This window comes from Alteromonas nitratireducens (genome assembly GCF_040812025.1).
Lineage (GTDB): Bacteria > Pseudomonadota > Gammaproteobacteria > Enterobacterales > Alteromonadaceae > Alteromonas > Alteromonas nitratireducens.
This window is the reverse complement of the sequence record NZ_JBFNPK010000024.1, coordinates 24,813-39,604: the sequence shown is the minus strand read 5'-3', so window position 1 is coordinate 39,604 and position 14,792 is coordinate 24,813. Positions and strand designations below refer to the sequence as shown.

Genomic DNA, 14,792 nt, shown 5'->3' with positions numbered 1-14,792 from the left:
GTCTGTCGCGATTTATAATGAGAAAAGGCCGCATCTGGCCCTAAAATACAAAACGCCCGATGAAGTTCACCGGGCGCTTTAAACTGAAATAAGTGTCAACTTATATCAGGACTAGTCACGATGCAAACTTACAGCGCGTTTTCAAGCTCTGGTAATACGTCGAACAGATCGCCGACCAGACCATAATCTGCAACCTGAAAGATAGGTGCTTCCTCGTCTTTGTTAATAGCAACAATCACTTTGGAATCTTTCATACCCGCCAGATGCTGGATAGCGCCGGAAATCCCCACCGCGATATAAAGCTGCGGGGCAACAATTTTACCGGTTTGACCAACCTGCATGTCGTTAGGTACAAAGCCAGCATCAACAGCAGCCCGTGATGCACCAATTGCTGCGCCCAGTTTGTCAGCAATACCCTCAAGCAGCGAGAAGTTCTCACCATTCTGCATGCCGCGACCACCAGAGATGACCACGTCCGCGGCAGTCAGCTCAGGACGCTCAGACTCTGTCAGTGTTTCCTCAACGAATGAAGACAACGTCGATTCCTTCACAGTATCCACAGACTCTACCGAGGCACTGCCATCCGTACCGGCAGCATCAAACGACGCGGCACGCACCGTGATGACCTTAACGTTGTCAGAAGACTGCACAGTCGCAATCGCGTTACCCGCGTAGATTGGGCGGACAAATGTGTCAGCAGACTCAACACCGATAATGTCAGAGATCTGCGCCACATCCAGCAGTGCCGCCACGCGAGGCATAAAGTTTTTACCCGTCGTGGTAGCTGCCGCAAGAATATGCGTGTAACCACCGGCCAGTGACAACACCAAATCAGCTGTGTTTTCTGCCAGCATGTGTGCGTAGGCTGCATTATCCGCAACCAGTACTTTGCTGACGCCGCTCAGCTTCGCGGCCTGTTCAGCGACGGCACCACAGTTTTCGCCGGCAACCAGTACATCAATGTCACCGCCCATCTGCGAAGCGGCAGTGACCATTTTGGCAGTTTCTGACTTCAGATTGGTGCTGTCGTGCTCTGCAAAAATCAAAATACTCATGAAATCACCTTCGCTTCGTTTTTCAGTTTATCAACCAGTTCTGCTACATCAGCGACCTTAATACCACCCTGTCTTTCCGGTGGCGGCATCACTTTAAGTACCTTCACGTTAGATTCCAGCGACACGCCAAAGTCAGCAGCCGGCTTCACGTCAAGAGGCTTACGCTTGGCCTTCATGATGTTAGGCAGTGACGCGTAGCGTGGCTCGTTCAGACGAAGATCGGTGGTCACAACAGCTGGCAGCGACAACTGCACGGTTTGCAGACCGCCGTCAATTTCGCGGGTTACACTGACTTTGCCGTCGGCAACCGCCACTTCTGACGCGAACGTACCCTGTGGCATGCCTGTCAGCGCGGCCAGCATCTGGCCGGTCTGGTTATTGTCAGAGTCAATACTCTGCTTGCCCAGAATAACCAGTTCAGGTGACTCTTCTTCCACCACTTTTGCCAGCAGCTTTGCGATTTGTAGTGAATCCAGGCTCTGGTCAGTGTCAATCTGAATGCCACGGTCGGCGCCAAGCGCCAGGGCCGTACGAATCTGTTCCTGACAGCTTTTATCGCCGACCGATACAACGACGACTTCTGTCGCTACGCCTTTTTCTTTCAGTCGAACGGCTTCTTCAACAGCAATTTCGCAAAACGGGTTAATTGCCATTTTCGCATTGGTCAGGTCTACCGCAGAATTGTCTGCCTTAACCTTAACTTTCACGTTGTAGTCAATCGTGCGTTTGACCGGTACGAGTATTTTCATAATTACCTCAATCGTTGAGTTTGCCGGTGTCTGCAAGCATCCGGAAATTTGAGATTCTCTACCAATACGTTTTAGTGATGCTGACGTATTAAAACAACTTAGAATATTTTCATCATCAGACAGCGTATACTTAGCGTATCTGATTAATATTTGCGTAACTTAACGTTAACGTAAACCAGCCAGAAATGTACTTACTGTTGACGTAAACGTCAACCTTGATTACCTTTCCGGACGGTGAATAATTTACATGTTTTTGACACTGCGCATTATTTGTTTCATCAATAGTGCACTATAAAACCCTACAAAAATAAGGAGTTTCCAGTGGAACGAGAATCGATGGAGTTTGACGTAGTCATCGTCGGTGCCGGTCCTGCCGGACTATCAACCGCCTGCCGGTTAATGCAGCTTGCTAACGAAAACGAGCAGGAACTGATGGTCTGCGTTGTCGAGAAAGGGTCTGAAGTCGGTGCACATATCTTATCTGGCGCCGTGTTCGAACCGAAAGCCTTAAACGAGCTGTTTCCTGACTGGAAAGAAAAAGGCGCACCGCTGAATACGCCGGTGACCGAGGATCATATCTACCTGCTAAACGATAAAACTTCGGCGCGAAAACTGCCGAATACGTTTACCCCTAAAACCATGCACAATCAGGGTAACTATATCGTGTCCATGGGTAATGTCTGTCGCTGGCTGGCCGAGCAGGCAGAGGCGCTGGGTGTTGAAGTATTTCCCGGCTTTGCCGCGGCAGAAGTGCTTTACAATGACGACGGTAGCGTAGGCGGCGTCATTACCGGCGATATGGGTGTCAGTGCCACTGGCGAAGAAAAAGACGGGTTCATGCCTGGCATGGAACTACGTGCGAAATACACGATTTTTGCTGAAGGCTGTCGTGGGCATCTCGGTAAAACGCTTATCGAGAAGTTCGAGCTGGATAAAGACGCATCACCACAACATTACGCGATTGGATTCAAAGAAATCTGGGACATTGATCCGGCCAAACATCAGCCGGGCCTGGTCGTTCACACTGCAGGCTGGCCGCTTAACGACGCAACCGGCGGTAGCTATCTTTATCATGCAGAAAACAATCAGGTGTTTGTTGGTCTGATTGTGGATCTGAATTACAAGAACCCGCACCTGAGTCCGTTTGACGAATTTCAGCAACTGAAACACCACCCGGTGATCAGTCAGTATCTGGAAGGCGGTAAGCGAGTCAGTTATGGTGCGCGCGCGATTGCCAAAGGTGGTTTTAATTCGTTGCCGAAAATGACTTTCCCCGGAGGTCTGTTGGTAGGTTGTAATGCCGGCACGCTCAATTTTGCAAAAATTAAAGGCAACCATACCGCCATGAAATCAGGCATGCTCGCAGCCGAATCGGTGTTTGCGGCAATCAGGGAAAACCCTGAAGCTCCGGTGAAAGAACTGACTGATTACACTGAACGATTCAAAAATTCCTGGGTGTACGACGAATTATATCGTTCGCGTAATTTTGGCCCGGCTATTCACAAATTCGGTAATTTCTGGGGTGGTGCATTTAATACGCTGGAGCAAAATTTCTTTGGTGGTAATTTATTCGTTACCCTCAAAGATGAGCACAAAGATTATGCGCAACTGCAAACCGCAGACAGCGCCGAGAAAATTACCTACCCTAAACCGGATGGCGTATTAAGTTTTGACAAGCTGTCGTCGGTATTTCTTTCAAATACTAACCACGAAGAAGATCAGCCCTGTCACCTTAAACTGAAGGATGCCAGCATTCCGATTGAGGTAAACCTGCCCAAGTACGCAGAGCCGGCGCAGCGCTATTGCCCGGCAGGTGTTTACGAGGTAGTTGAAGAGGCCGGTGAAACCCGTTTCCAAATCAACGCACAAAACTGCGTACACTGTAAAACCTGTGACATTAAAGACCCGTCGCAAAATATTACCTGGGTTGTTCCCGAAGGTGCAGGCGGTCCGAATTACCCGAACATGTAAATAAAAAATTAAAAAGCGACATCTTGTCGCTTTTTTTTTGTTCAGTAATTAATTATTATTCGACCGCTTAAATTTAATAATCAAAAGGTTAATCAATGAGCGCATTTCTGGATATTCTAACCCATGGAAGACGTTTGCAAGGTGCTGTAAAGGAATTAAGCATAAAAGAGCTTGAAGCTGTTCAGGAAAAATTAGCGGCAATTATAGAGCGACGCAAAGAAAAAGCCGAGCAGGATGCCCAGGCTGAATTAGAAAAACAGCAAAAAATTAAAGAAATCCAACAGCAAATGATCGAAGCCGGGCTGGATATCTCAGATTTAACGTTGACGGATGGTGAAAAGAAAAAACCTAAAGCCACCGGAAAGAAGCGCCCGGTAAAATATAAGTTAACCGATAAAGACGGTAACGAGCACCCGTGGACAGGTATCGGACGTATGCCCCGCGTGTATAAAAAAGCCCTCGATAAAGGCAAAAAGCTGGAAGATTTCGCTATCTGATCAGCCTGCATCGTCAATGGTGGCGCCGCCACCATTGATTTTTAATTTAATGCCCCCACTCCCCTACCATCCTGACAAAACAAACATGGGTATCCCGTGCTGAATTATTCTGTTTCAAAACAACGTACCAGTGATGACTGGGTTGTTCTTATCCACGGCTTATTCGGTGATGCTGATAATCTGTCGATGGTGCGTAAAGCCCTTGAACAGGACATGAATGTACTCAGTATTGATTTACCCGACCATGGTGGCTCGCCATGGGAAGACGCATTTAGCCTGACTGTCGCGGTAAACAAACTGCTTGCACTGCTCGATGAACTGGCACTCGACACGGTGAGTCTTCTGGGCCACTCGCTGGGCGGAAAAGTCGCCATGCTGACAGCACTGACTGCACCGGATCGTATCAGTCGTGTGGTTGCCGCGGATATTGCCCCGGTCTCCTACCCGCCCCGCCATGACGCCGTCTTTAACGGACTTAATAATGTCGATTTGTCGACTATCGAAAGCCGCAAAGACGCGGATGAGGCCATGGCGAAATACATCAAAGAGCCAGGCGTACGACAGTTTCTGCTAAAGAGCCTCACGCGGGATGAGGCGCGAGGCTGGCGCTGGCGGTTTAATCTGAACGGATTACAAACCCATTACCGCGCAATCACTGGCTGGCCTGACACCGACGCAGTCTATGACAAACCTGTCCTGTTCGTTAAAGGTAGCGAATCAGACTATCTGACCGCGGCTCACCGTGAGACTATTGCCGGTTATTTCCCGCAGTCAGCGGCTAAAATTATTCAGGGAACCGGACACTGGCTGCACGCAGAAAAGCCACAGGCATTCAATACCATCGTCCACCGCTTTTTAGTCGAAAATAAATAGCAAAACAGCGATTTTTTGGCGTGATAAATCGGTTTTTTTAAACGTTTTTCACTCCGAACAACGTACAGACTGTGGTATAGTCTGCGCGAAATTTGAGTCCAGAAAAGTTATGCTTGCTGAGAACTACGAACTGATAGAGTCGATCATGCTGTACGGCGGGTTATCCTGCCTGTTTATTCTGATGAGCATTGCAGTTCATGACGTACTCAAAAAAAATGATGTCCCTATGATAGGGCGCCTTGTTACCTATGGTGTACTGGGCATGGGAGCCATTGGTTTTCTCGCCAAAGGTATTATCGAATTATTCTGGTTAAGCACGGGTGTTTAACGCAAACCAATTAAGAGATAGAGGGTACTATGGCTAGTGTTGGCCTGTTTTTTGGTAGCGACACAGGTAATACTGAACACGTCGCAAAAATGATTCAGAAAGAGCTGGGGAAACAGCTCATTGATGTCAAAGATATCGCCAAAAGCAGTAAAGAGGATATTGCTGAATTTGATCTGCTGATCTTTGGTATTCCTACCTGGTATTACGGTGAAGCGCAGTGCGACTGGGATGACTTCTTCCCGGAACTCGAAGAGATCGATTTCACTGACAAACTGGTCGCCATCTTTGGCTGTGGTGACCAGGAAGATTATGCAGAGTATTTCCTTGATGCCATGGGCATGATCAGAGATATCGTTGAGCCTCGTGGCGCGATCCTGGTCGGTCAGTGGCCAACCGAAGGCTATGATTTCGAAGCCTCAAAAGGGCTGGCTGATGAGAACCATTTTGTTGGTTTGGGCATCGACGAAGACCGCCAGCCGGAACTGACCGAATCCCGCGTCAAGGCCTGGTGTAAACAACTTCATGACGAATTGTGTCTGGCTGAACTGGCCTGATACGTTCGCCACAAAAAAGCCCGGTTAACCCGGGCTTTTTTATGTCGGTCACAGCCTGAAGCGCTCCACGGCCTTTCTCAGACTTTCCATCTGCGCATCCAGTTTCATGGTGGACTCGTTGGCTTTTCGCGTACTCTGTGCACTCGAATCTGCCAGAGATACAATGGTGCTCAGGCTTTCGGCCACGTCACCGAGTAACACGTCCTGCTGTTGTGTGTCATTCACAATTTGTGCATTAATCTGGCTCAGGCGCTCAATGATGCCGTGCACACTTTCAACCTGCTCGCTCACCTGCTCGGTGATTGTCACACTGTCATGCGCCTGCTGGCGCCCCTCATTGATGGCAGACACAGCCTGGGCGGCATCTCGCTGAAGGCTGGCAATCATACTTTCTATTTCTTCAGTCGAATTATGAGTGCGGTTAGCCAGCGTTCTGACTTCATCCGCTACGACCGCAAACCCACGTCCCTGCTCACCGGCGCGGGCCGCTTCAATGGCCGCATTAAGCGCGAGTAAGTTAGTTTGTTCAGCAATGGTTTTAATCACATCGAGGATACTGCCGATATTGCGGCTGTTTTCATCCAGACGGGCGATGATTTCACCCGAGGCCTCGGCCTGTGTCGCCTGATGATTAACCTGATCACGGTTCTTTTTCACCAGCGCTGAAATTTGCTGACTCTGCTGCGACACCTCATTAAGCGATGCCATGGCCTGGTGGATCTGCTCCAGATTACTATGGCTGGTTTCCTGCACATGACGGGTGTTGGTTGAAGTGATGTTGACCTGCTCTCGCTGCGCATCCACTTCCTGGAGGCTCTTCTCCCCCATCGAGACACTTTGCTTGGTGATCGCAACCAGTTGTTTTTCCTGCTCCAGAATGTTGCCAATCAGGGCACGCAGGCTGTCTGTCAGGGTATTCACTTTCGCCGCCAGCGCGGTGAATTCGTCGTTACCGGTTTCTTCCAGTTTGGCCGTGAGGTCGCCACGACTTAACTGCGTCAGTCCCCGGTTGATTCGCGCCAGCGGGTTGGCAATGCTGCGTGTTGAAATCAGTGCCAGCACAAAGGCCGCGCCCAGCCCCAATACCGCCACAATCAGATTGCGAACCAGGTTATTTTGCACGGCATCCAGAATGGCCGTCTGTCCCGCCAGCGTTGACTCATTGACCCGCTCAAACAGCGCGTTGACGCTTTCAAGTGCATCATTGAGTGCAGTATTCGCGGCATTCCGGTGCTTGATACTGGCCGCTATGCTATCCAGCTTGGCCAGTTGCAGGCTAATCAGGCCACCATCGTCATTAAGCTCACGCAATAGGGTGTTGTACTGTTCATTGAACGCAGCCACCGTACCGCCATCATCGACGCCCTCAGCAAGTCGATTCAGGTAATCTTTATCGACGGCGAGGTTACTCAGCTGATATTCAAGATCTTCAACAATGCTGCGGGTCACCTCGGGATCGATGGTTGCTGCAAGCTCAGCAAATGACGTGTTCATCGTCAGCAATTTGTTATCAATGTTGGTGCCCGTCCCAATCAACATCTGGACACCGCGCGCATCAGGATCAAGATAGGACAAATCAAGCATCAGCGCACTGGCTTCGTCGGCAGTCGCAAGCACCACAGCCAGCTTTTTCTGCAGCTCATCATCCAGCCGAAGCCGGTCGCGAAGCGCATCGTACATGGCTTTACTCTGGCTGACATATTCACGACTGGACGTCAGGGCTTTGTCAGCTGTATTGCTGTCATTAACCTGCTTAATCAGATCTTCAATCTGGGTTAAGAATTCGTCTGACAGAGAATGGAATTGCGCACGGTTTGCTGACAGGGCGTCAGTGGTTTCTTCGTGAAACCCGTTTGCAGTAATGGTGGCCAGGGACAGGATCTCGGTTTTTACCTTAACCATTTTTTCCTGCACCGGCATTTTTACTTCTACAACATCGACGGCGGATGCTCTGATATTTTTTAATCCGAAATAAGACAGGATACTCATCAGCATCAATAAGCATCCGAATAAACCAAATCCCAGACTGATTTTTCTGATTACCGTTAACCGCATTGAATTACTCTTTTTATTAACTGCCTTGTCGGTAACTGATGTGTTTACCGTTAACGTCCGACCAGTTTAACAGCATGTTAAACTTATGCATGCATTATTTTAACTGCCTGCATCATCCGTTGTTCCGACAGTGATGCAGGTTACACGGCATCTCCTTATGACAGTATTAGCAATAGGTATAACCGTAATCAGGTTATCTGCTGATTTTCAAAAAACATAATGGTCAAATAATCAACGCCCCGCACAGGCACTCTGACGTTTTGCTTTTAAATCACTGACAGTTACCTATAATAGGGAGCAATTTATGAATGATGTATTTTGTGGTGAGCATGGATCAAAACAAAGAGTTAAAGAAAGCGGGCCTGAAGGTAACGTTACCCCGTCTGAAAATCCTGCAGATACTCCAGGAACCTGAAAATCAGCATATCAGCGCCGAAGATGTTTATAAGATCCTGATTGAGCAGGGAGAGGAAATCGGCCTCGCGACAGTGTATCGCGTGCTTAACCAGTTCGATGATGCCGGCATTCTCAACCGCCATCATTTTGAAGGCGGTAAATCCGTTTTTGAAATCAGCCACAAAGATCACCACGACCACCTCGTCTGCCTGAAGTGCGGTAAGGTCATCGAATTTGAGGATGACATTATCGAGGAACGTCAGGAACTGGTGGCAAAACAGCATAATATGAAGCTGACTCACCACAGTCTCTACCTCTACGGCGAATGTACCGACGGTAATTGCGACCAGCTTTAAAAAAACGCCTGCAGATGCAGGCGTTTTTTTATGCGTCGAATTTCATCCTGTGGTATGCATTAATCGCTGCCTCCCAGACCGGACCGGGCTGCCCGTCACCGATGATGGTATCGCCCACCCTGCCAACCGGCGCAATTTCTTTGCTCGAGCTGGTCAGCCAGACTTCATCAGCGTCAAGCAATGCCTGCACGGAGAATACCTGTTCGCGCACAGTAAAATTGCCGGCATTCAACGCCTCAAGGACCAGCGCCCTGGTAATACCCGGCAACAACTGGTTGTCGAGTGGCGGGGTATAAATAACACCGTCTTTTACCATAAACACATTGGACGAACTGGCTTCGGTCACTTCCTGTTCGCGGTTAAATAAAATGGTTTCGTGCAATCCACTTGCCGCCGCCTGCTGAAAGTGCATCACATTACCCAACAGCGACGTAGATTTAATGTGACAGCGCTGCCAGCGAAGGTCTTCTTCAAGCGCGACAAACAGCGGCTTTGCCAGTTCCCGACGCAAAGGCTGGGGCGGCGCAATGGCAAAGGCAAAGGCAAAAACCGTCGGTGTTACGTTGGTGGGATATGCATGAAAACGGCGCGTATCGGCGCCGCGACTGACGTGCAGATATAAACCGATATTCCCCTCGGGAATATCACTGCGGTTTTTTTCAATCAGGGTGGCAACCACGGTACGCCATGCCTCGTCATCCATATCCGGGTCGATACTGAGAGCGGCCAGACCACGCTTCATACGTGCCAGGTGGGCATTGAGTCCAACCGTTTTACCCTGATAACTGGGGATCACCTCATAGATGCCATCCCCGAACAAAAACCCTCTGTCCATCGGCGAGATCCTCGCCTCACTGAGGGCTAAATACTGGCCATTTAAATAGGCTGTTGTCACACTGTTCCCCTTGTTAACCGTGCCCGCTTCTGAAGCTTCAGCAAGTACGCAGCACGGGCGTCGTTCATATCGATTGCTTTAAAGGTGACTTCGTCGCCCGGGACTGCCTGTGCCAGCCGGTTGATGTCACTGAGTACCACACACCCAAGTTTTGGATAGCCTCCCAGCGTCTGACGGTCACGCATCATAATAATCGGCTGACCGTCTGGCGGTACCTGGATTGCGCCCAGATTAATACCTTCTGAACGCAGACTTCGGTTACTGCAGGCCACCGCAGTCCCACTCAGGCGGTATCCCATACGGTTTATTTTACTTGAAACCCGGTAGTCACTATTGAAAAAAAAGCTTTTGGCTGTGGCACTGAATGCATGGTGTTGATACCCCAGCACCACGCCAAGTGGTGCAGATAAATCATAGTTGGGCCGGTATTCCGGATTCAGTGTTCGCACCAGGCGCGGACTGACTTCAGCGAGTGGAATGGTGTCGCCGGCGCGCAGCGCACTGCCAATCCCGTCAAGCCCGCCAAGATGTTCGCGGGCAACGGTACACACACTGCCAATAACCGAGCGCACCGCCCAGCGAGCAGCAATTGCCAGGTATGCACGCTGGCCTGGCTTACCTGCCCGAACCTGTAAACTATCTCCCGGTGATACCGATACCGTTGTCCAGTCGGCCTGCTGCTGCTGATTGACGGCGAGGCTGGCTGCCGGTCCGGTTACCGCTACCTGAGCATGCACGTCCAGACGAAATTCGGCATCCCCCATGATTTCCAGCGCACAGGCATCACTGGCATTACCCACCAGCCAGTTCGCCCACCAGTAGGCGTCATGATCCATCGGACCTGACTCACAAAAACCAAAACGCTGTACGGCATTACGGCCACTGTCGATCAGCAGTGACAATAAGCCCGGATCCACAACGGTGAGACCTGTGGCAGGCAGACCTGTGGCAGGCAATCCTGTGGCAGGCAATCCTGTGGCAGGCAATCCTGATGAAGACGGTTTAGTCATCTTTCATCTCCCGGTATTCATGCTCACTCACCGGGTAAAATGACACGGTGTCTCCCACTGACAGACGGGCCGAATAGGTTTGCGTACCGTCAAACATGGAGAGCGGACAGAGTCCAAGCAAATTCCATCCGCCCGGAGAAGACTGAGGGTACACAGCAGTTTGTTTATCGGCAATGGCAACCGCCCCGGCAGGCACCCGGTCTCTGGGGGTCGTCAGCCGGGGACAGACAATGGCATCCGGCACCTCACCCAGGTACGCAAAGCCCGGCGCGAATCCAACGGCATACACGCGGTATTCGGTGCCACAATGCGTTGAAATAATGTTGGCGCCGGCTAACCCGGTCTGACGTGAGATGTCAGCCAGATCGTTCGCCTCCGGCGCGCCATACCATACCGGCAACCGGTGATGACGCCGAGGTGTGTTTTGCTGATGATCACTGACGTTGAGTGTTCGCAGTGACCGATACACACCGTGATTATCAATAGCCAGTGCATCAAACACCAACAGCAAAGAATCATACGCTGGCAGGGTATCTTTCAGCCAGCCAAACCCGGCCTCGCGAATTGCATGATCCCAGGCCTGACAGTGCTGATTGGCCTCGGTCAGTGATGCGCCGGAAAAATAGAGTATCAGTCCGTTCATACCTGCCGGTTCAATCGACCGGATGGCGGCGAATGGCGTCATGCATTTTCCTCTACGACGACAATTTACGTTTAGTCAGTGCCAGCCTGAGCTGCTCAGCCATAGCGATAGCGCCCGGTGAGTCGCCATGAACACAAAGCGTATCCACCTTCAGCGTCAGCGTCTGGCCACTTTCGGTGATGATAACGCCCTCATCCATAATTCGCTGAGCCTGCTCCAGCGCCTCCTGTTCTGACAGGACCGCATCAGGGCGTGTTCGTGGCACCAGTAGCCCGTTATCGGCGTAGCGTCTGTCCGCAAAGGCCTCAAATATCAGGTCAAGGGTATACTCAGCAGCTTCGTCCTGGTGGTGCAAAAATGACGGATGCGCCTGCATCATCAGCGACAGATTTCCCTCACCGGCCTCTGCAACCGCCTGCATGACGTGACGCCGAAGACTGGCGTCAGCCATCATGTCGTTATACAACGCGCCATGCGGCTTTACATAATCCAGCGTCACCCCCTGGATGGCTGTCATGCCCCGTAACGCACTTATTTGATAATGCAGACAGGCTATCAGTTCATCGGGCTTCATGGCCATGCTGCGACGACCGAACCCCTGTAAATCAGGATAAGACGGATGCGCGCCAACCGAGACATTGTGTTTTTTCGCCAGCGCAATCGCTTCGCCGATGGCTATGGGATCGCCAGCGTGAAAACCGCAGGCAACGTTTGCCTGATCAATATAAACCATGATGTGCTCGTCAACGGCCATATTCCAGGCCCCATAACTTTCACCTAAATCGCAGTTCAGTTTCATTGTGGTTTTGCTCTGTCTCGTGATTCGCTATTATGTTACCCGTTTTCAATAAAAAGTCAGTGTTGATGATTAACATAGGTCAGCTAAATACCCTTCGCGTCGGTGACGCCTTTCCCTTCGGTTTCGAACTCCACAGCCTGGATGCAGACGATCCCTCTACAGTAATTTATGCCCGTGAGGACGCGCCGGAAACGCTGAAACAGGGTGACGAAATTACGGTGTTTGTCAGTACGGATCAGCAAGGGCAACTGATCGCCCTGCCCGACGCGCCGGCGTTACAGCGCGGCCAGCTTGGGCTGCTCAGGGCGGTTAACGTCACCCACTTCGGTGCCTTTTTCAAATGGGGAAAGAAGCAGGATCTGCTGGTACCGGCAGACTATCAGGAGCGCCCGGTCGATACCGGCCGTGACTACCTGGTGTACGTCTTTTACGACAAAAAAACACAGCGACTGCTGGGTGCCACTAAACTGCACCACTTTTTCAGGGAAACCTCGCCCTATGTCAGCGAGGGGCAGACTGCGGAATGTGTGGTTTATGCCCGCACCGACCTGGGCTTCAAAGTTGTCATCAATGAGCAGGTGCTGGGCCTGCTGTTTCACAGCGACGCGTTTATGCCGCTGAGTATCGGCGATACATTTACCGGCGTGATCAAACATGTCCGTAGTGACGGCAAAATTGATGTGGGTCTGCAACGTCAGGACCAACAGGGTCGCGATGCACTGCAACAGGCTATTCTGGATGATTTACATGCCCATGGCGGTCTGTCTGTTGTGACCGATAAAAGCCGGCCCGAAGATATTTACTCGCGTTTTCAGGTGAGTAAAGGTGCCTATAAAAAAGCACTCGGTGCATTGTACAAACAAAAGCTGATTATCATTTCACCTGATTGCATTAAACTGGCAGACAGCAAACAGAAGGAAACATGATGAAAGCAACAGTTAAGTGGGACGGTGACCTGTCATTCACCGGTACAACCGAATCTGGCTATACCATGGTGATGGACGGTGCAGGCAAGGCCGTTTCACCCATGGAGTCGGTGCTGGTTGCAGCCGGCGCCTGTTCCAGTGTCGATGTGGTCGAAATTCTTAAGAAAGGACGGTTTGATATTCATGATGTACGCTGTGAACTTGACGCAGACCGTGCGGCCGAGCCCCCTCGCGTTTTCACCCGTCTGCATGCGCATTACGTCGTTACCGGCAGCGGTCTGACCGAGAAAGCCGTGGCACGCGCGGTCAATCTGTCGGCAGAAAAATACTGCTCAGTGATGCTGATGCTTGAAAAATCTGTAGACGTTTCGACCAGCTTTGAACTGGTCGACGCACCGGCAAAATAGCGATACCAACCACCATTTAGTCAAAAAGGCCAATCTGTAGGATTAGTCTTTTTGACTATCCAACCCGAAAACTCTCTATCCACCTGATTTTATTGGGAAATATTTTGTTACCTGTTGTGGCACAGTGGATGCTACCTGCCTGTTAACGTAATTTACACAACATCAGGTAATGACCATGGAATTCAAAAAATCACAGGCCATCAAACTATTTCTTGCGACAACGCTGGTAGGTGCCAGTCTCCAGCTAACCGGGTGTGGTAACGCTGAAGCCCTCGACGCCGCAGAACAACCAAAAGAAGAAGCCGTAGTTACTATTCCGGTAGAAGCCAGTCACCTGAACCGGGGCGAAATCTCGTCCAGCTACAGTACAACTGCCGTTCTTGAAGCCAAAGAAGAAGCCTTTGTTGTTGCCCGTGCATCCGGCATCATCGAAGATATCTTTGTTGAGGAAGGTGACTATGTAGAAAAAGGTCAGATCCTTGCTCAACTGGACAAAAAGCGTTACGAGCTGAACCTGACCAAAGCCCGTGCCGACCTGCGTGGTATTGAACAGGAGCTGGCAAAAATCAACAAAGTCTATTCTCAGAAGCTGGTCAGTGATGACACCTTTGACAAGCTGACTGCGCAGTTTGAGTCTGCCAAGGCTTCTGTCAGACTGGCCGAACTGGACTTAAAAGAAACGACCATTACCGCCCCCATCAGCGGCTATATCGCTGAGCGTAATGCCAAAGTAGGTAACCTGACCGAGTCGTTCCAGCGTGAACGCATGTTCCACATCGTCCAGCAAAAGCAATTGCAGGGCATTGTTTACCTGCCCGAGAGTGAATTACCTAACATTGTGAAAAACCAGACTGCCACGCTGCGTATTTCTGCCCTCAATAATGCCAGCGTTACCGCATTTGTTGAGCGGATCAGCCCGGTCATTGATGCGAATACCGGCACCTTCAAAGTCACACTGCGCGTGCCCAACGAAGACGAAACGCTGAAAGCCGGAATGTTCAGTGAAGTTGCCATTGAGTATGACATTCACCAGGACGCAACCCTGCTGCCACGCAAAGCCCTGGTCAGCATTGACAACCGCACCAGCGTATTTGTGGTAAAAGACGGCGTTGCCAGCAAGGTCGACATTACTACCGGCTTCGAAAGCGGCGACATGATTGAAGTGGTGTCAGGACTAAACGGTGATGAACAGGTTGTGGTGACAGGCCATCAGAATCTGAAGGATCAGTCTCCCGTTGATGTGGTTAACGGTTAATCCGGCCAACCGGAAGGAATGAC

General features: G+C 50.6%; 16 protein-coding genes. 9 read left to right on the top strand and 7 right to left on the bottom strand.

The annotated features are described in order from the left end of the window. Window positions 1-128 precede the first annotated feature (128 nt). Entirely contained in the window at window positions 129-1,055 is a 927-nt protein-coding gene (locus AB1N33_RS15615; protein ID WP_411272495.1) for an electron transfer flavoprotein subunit alpha/FixB family protein, read from the bottom strand. Further along, window positions 1,052-1,804, bottom strand: a complete 753-nt coding sequence (locus AB1N33_RS15610; protein WP_411272494.1) for an electron transfer flavoprotein subunit beta/FixA family protein — start codon at window positions 1,802-1,804, stop codon at window positions 1,052-1,054. Before AB1N33_RS15610 ends, AB1N33_RS15615 begins: the two co-directional genes overlap by 4 nt. Window positions 1,805-2,125: 321 nt before the next feature. On the opposite strand from AB1N33_RS15610, the gene AB1N33_RS15605 reads away from it, so the two are divergent. The 5 genes from AB1N33_RS15605 (at window position 2,126) to fldA (ending at window position 6,027) form a co-directional block, all read left to right on the top strand. Beyond that, entirely contained in the window at window positions 2,126-3,775 is a 1,650-nt protein-coding gene (locus AB1N33_RS15605; protein WP_411272493.1) for an electron transfer flavoprotein-ubiquinone oxidoreductase, read from the top strand. Window positions 3,776-3,870: 95 nt separating this feature from the next. After that, window positions 3,871-4,272, top strand: a complete 402-nt coding sequence (locus AB1N33_RS15600) for an H-NS histone family protein (RefSeq protein WP_411272492.1) — start codon at window positions 3,871-3,873, stop codon at window positions 4,270-4,272. A gap of 96 nt (window positions 4,273-4,368) precedes the next feature. Next, entirely contained in the window at window positions 4,369-5,145 is a 777-nt protein-coding gene (locus AB1N33_RS15595; protein WP_411272491.1) for an alpha/beta fold hydrolase, read from the top strand. Window positions 5,146-5,254: 109 nt separating this feature from the next. Continuing rightward, the gene (locus AB1N33_RS15590; RefSeq protein WP_411272490.1) at window positions 5,255-5,473 is read left to right on the top strand and encodes a DUF2788 domain-containing protein; all 219 of its coding nucleotides are present in this window, start codon (window positions 5,255-5,257) and stop codon (window positions 5,471-5,473) included. A gap of 29 nt (window positions 5,474-5,502) precedes the next feature. After that, a complete protein-coding gene (fldA, locus tag AB1N33_RS15585; RefSeq protein ID WP_411272489.1) occupies window positions 5,503-6,027 on the top strand; it encodes a flavodoxin FldA in 525 nt (174 codons plus the stop codon). A 48-nt stretch (window positions 6,028-6,075) separates the two neighbouring features. On the opposite strand, the gene AB1N33_RS15580 is transcribed toward fldA, so the two are convergent. Continuing rightward, window positions 6,076-8,082, bottom strand: coding sequence for a methyl-accepting chemotaxis protein (locus AB1N33_RS15580; protein ID WP_411272488.1), 2,007 nt, complete (start codon window positions 8,080-8,082; stop codon window positions 6,076-6,078). 329 nt (window positions 8,083-8,411) lie between these two features. On the opposite strand from AB1N33_RS15580, the gene fur reads away from it, so the two are divergent. After that, window positions 8,412-8,834, top strand: coding sequence for a ferric iron uptake transcriptional regulator (gene fur / locus AB1N33_RS15575; RefSeq protein WP_411272487.1), 423 nt, complete (start codon window positions 8,412-8,414; stop codon window positions 8,832-8,834). Window positions 8,835-8,862: 28 nt separating this feature from the next. Here fur and AB1N33_RS15570 read toward each other — a convergent pair whose 3' ends face one another. The 4 genes from AB1N33_RS15570 to AB1N33_RS15555 are packed head-to-tail and all read right to left on the bottom strand — an operon-like array spanning window position 8,863 to window position 12,181. After that, window positions 8,863-9,729 (bottom strand): aminotransferase class IV, encoded by an 867-nt coding sequence (locus AB1N33_RS15570; RefSeq protein ID WP_411272486.1) that lies wholly within the window; start codon window positions 9,727-9,729, stop codon window positions 8,863-8,865. Next, a complete protein-coding gene (locus AB1N33_RS15565; protein WP_411272485.1) occupies window positions 9,726-10,739 on the bottom strand; it encodes a 5-oxoprolinase subunit C family protein in 1,014 nt (337 codons plus the stop codon). Before AB1N33_RS15565 ends, AB1N33_RS15570 begins: the two co-directional genes overlap by 4 nt. Next, window positions 10,732-11,424, bottom strand: a complete 693-nt coding sequence (locus tag AB1N33_RS15560; protein ID WP_411272484.1) for a 5-oxoprolinase subunit B family protein — start codon at window positions 11,422-11,424, stop codon at window positions 10,732-10,734. Before AB1N33_RS15560 ends, AB1N33_RS15565 begins: the two co-directional genes overlap by 8 nt. Before the next feature lie 10 nt (window positions 11,425-11,434). Continuing rightward, complete coding sequence (locus AB1N33_RS15555) at window positions 11,435-12,181, bottom strand: 5-oxoprolinase subunit PxpA (RefSeq protein WP_411272483.1); 747 nt, start codon at window positions 12,179-12,181, stop codon at window positions 11,435-11,437. Window positions 12,182-12,246: 65 nt separating this feature from the next. Between AB1N33_RS15555 and AB1N33_RS15550 the strand changes: the two genes are divergently transcribed. From AB1N33_RS15550 to AB1N33_RS15540, 3 genes are all read left to right on the top strand, one after another. Continuing rightward, window positions 12,247-13,107 carry a CvfB family protein gene (locus tag AB1N33_RS15550; RefSeq protein ID WP_411272482.1) on the top strand — a complete coding sequence of 287 codons (861 nt, stop codon included), beginning with the start codon at window positions 12,247-12,249 and terminating at the stop codon, window positions 13,105-13,107. Continuing rightward, window positions 13,107-13,514: an OsmC family protein gene (locus AB1N33_RS15545; RefSeq protein ID WP_411272497.1), complete on the top strand. Its 408-nt coding sequence runs from the start codon at window positions 13,107-13,109 to the stop codon at window positions 13,512-13,514. Before AB1N33_RS15550 ends, AB1N33_RS15545 begins: the two co-directional genes overlap by 1 nt. A 175-nt stretch (window positions 13,515-13,689) precedes the next feature. Beyond that, window positions 13,690-14,769 (top strand): efflux RND transporter periplasmic adaptor subunit, encoded by a 1,080-nt coding sequence (locus AB1N33_RS15540; protein WP_411272481.1) that lies wholly within the window; start codon window positions 13,690-13,692, stop codon window positions 14,767-14,769. Window positions 14,770-14,792 lie beyond the last annotated feature (23 nt).

Coding starts and splice junctions, on each gene's coding strand:
- AB1N33_RS15590 (WP_411272490.1), top strand. CDS start 5,255: ATGCTTGCTGAGAACTACGAACTGATAGAGTCGATCATGCTGTACGGC.
- AB1N33_RS15550 (WP_411272482.1), top strand. CDS start 12,247: ATGATTAACATAGGTCAGCTAAATACCCTTCGCGTCGGTGACGCCTTT.
- AB1N33_RS15560 (WP_411272484.1), bottom strand. CDS start 11,424: ATGACGCCATTCGCCGCCATCCGGTCGATTGAACCGGCAGGTATGAAC.
- fur (WP_411272487.1), top strand. CDS start 8,412: ATGGATCAAAACAAAGAGTTAAAGAAAGCGGGCCTGAAGGTAACGTTA.
- AB1N33_RS15565 (WP_411272485.1), bottom strand. CDS start 10,739: ATGACTAAACCGTCTTCATCAGGATTGCCTGCCACAGGATTGCCTGCC.
- AB1N33_RS15610 (WP_411272494.1), bottom strand. CDS start 1,804: ATGAAAATACTCGTACCGGTCAAACGCACGATTGACTACAACGTGAAA.
- fldA (WP_411272489.1), top strand. CDS start 5,503: ATGGCTAGTGTTGGCCTGTTTTTTGGTAGCGACACAGGTAATACTGAA.
- AB1N33_RS15615 (WP_411272495.1), bottom strand. CDS start 1,055: ATGAGTATTTTGATTTTTGCAGAGCACGACAGCACCAATCTGAAGTCA.
- AB1N33_RS15555 (WP_411272483.1), bottom strand. CDS start 12,181: ATGAAACTGAACTGCGATTTAGGTGAAAGTTATGGGGCCTGGAATATG.
- AB1N33_RS15545 (WP_411272497.1), top strand. CDS start 13,107: ATGAAAGCAACAGTTAAGTGGGACGGTGACCTGTCATTCACCGGTACA.
- AB1N33_RS15580 (WP_411272488.1), bottom strand. CDS start 8,082: ATGCGGTTAACGGTAATCAGAAAAATCAGTCTGGGATTTGGTTTATTC.
- AB1N33_RS15540 (WP_411272481.1), top strand. CDS start 13,690: ATGGAATTCAAAAAATCACAGGCCATCAAACTATTTCTTGCGACAACG.
- AB1N33_RS15600 (WP_411272492.1), top strand. CDS start 3,871: ATGAGCGCATTTCTGGATATTCTAACCCATGGAAGACGTTTGCAAGGT.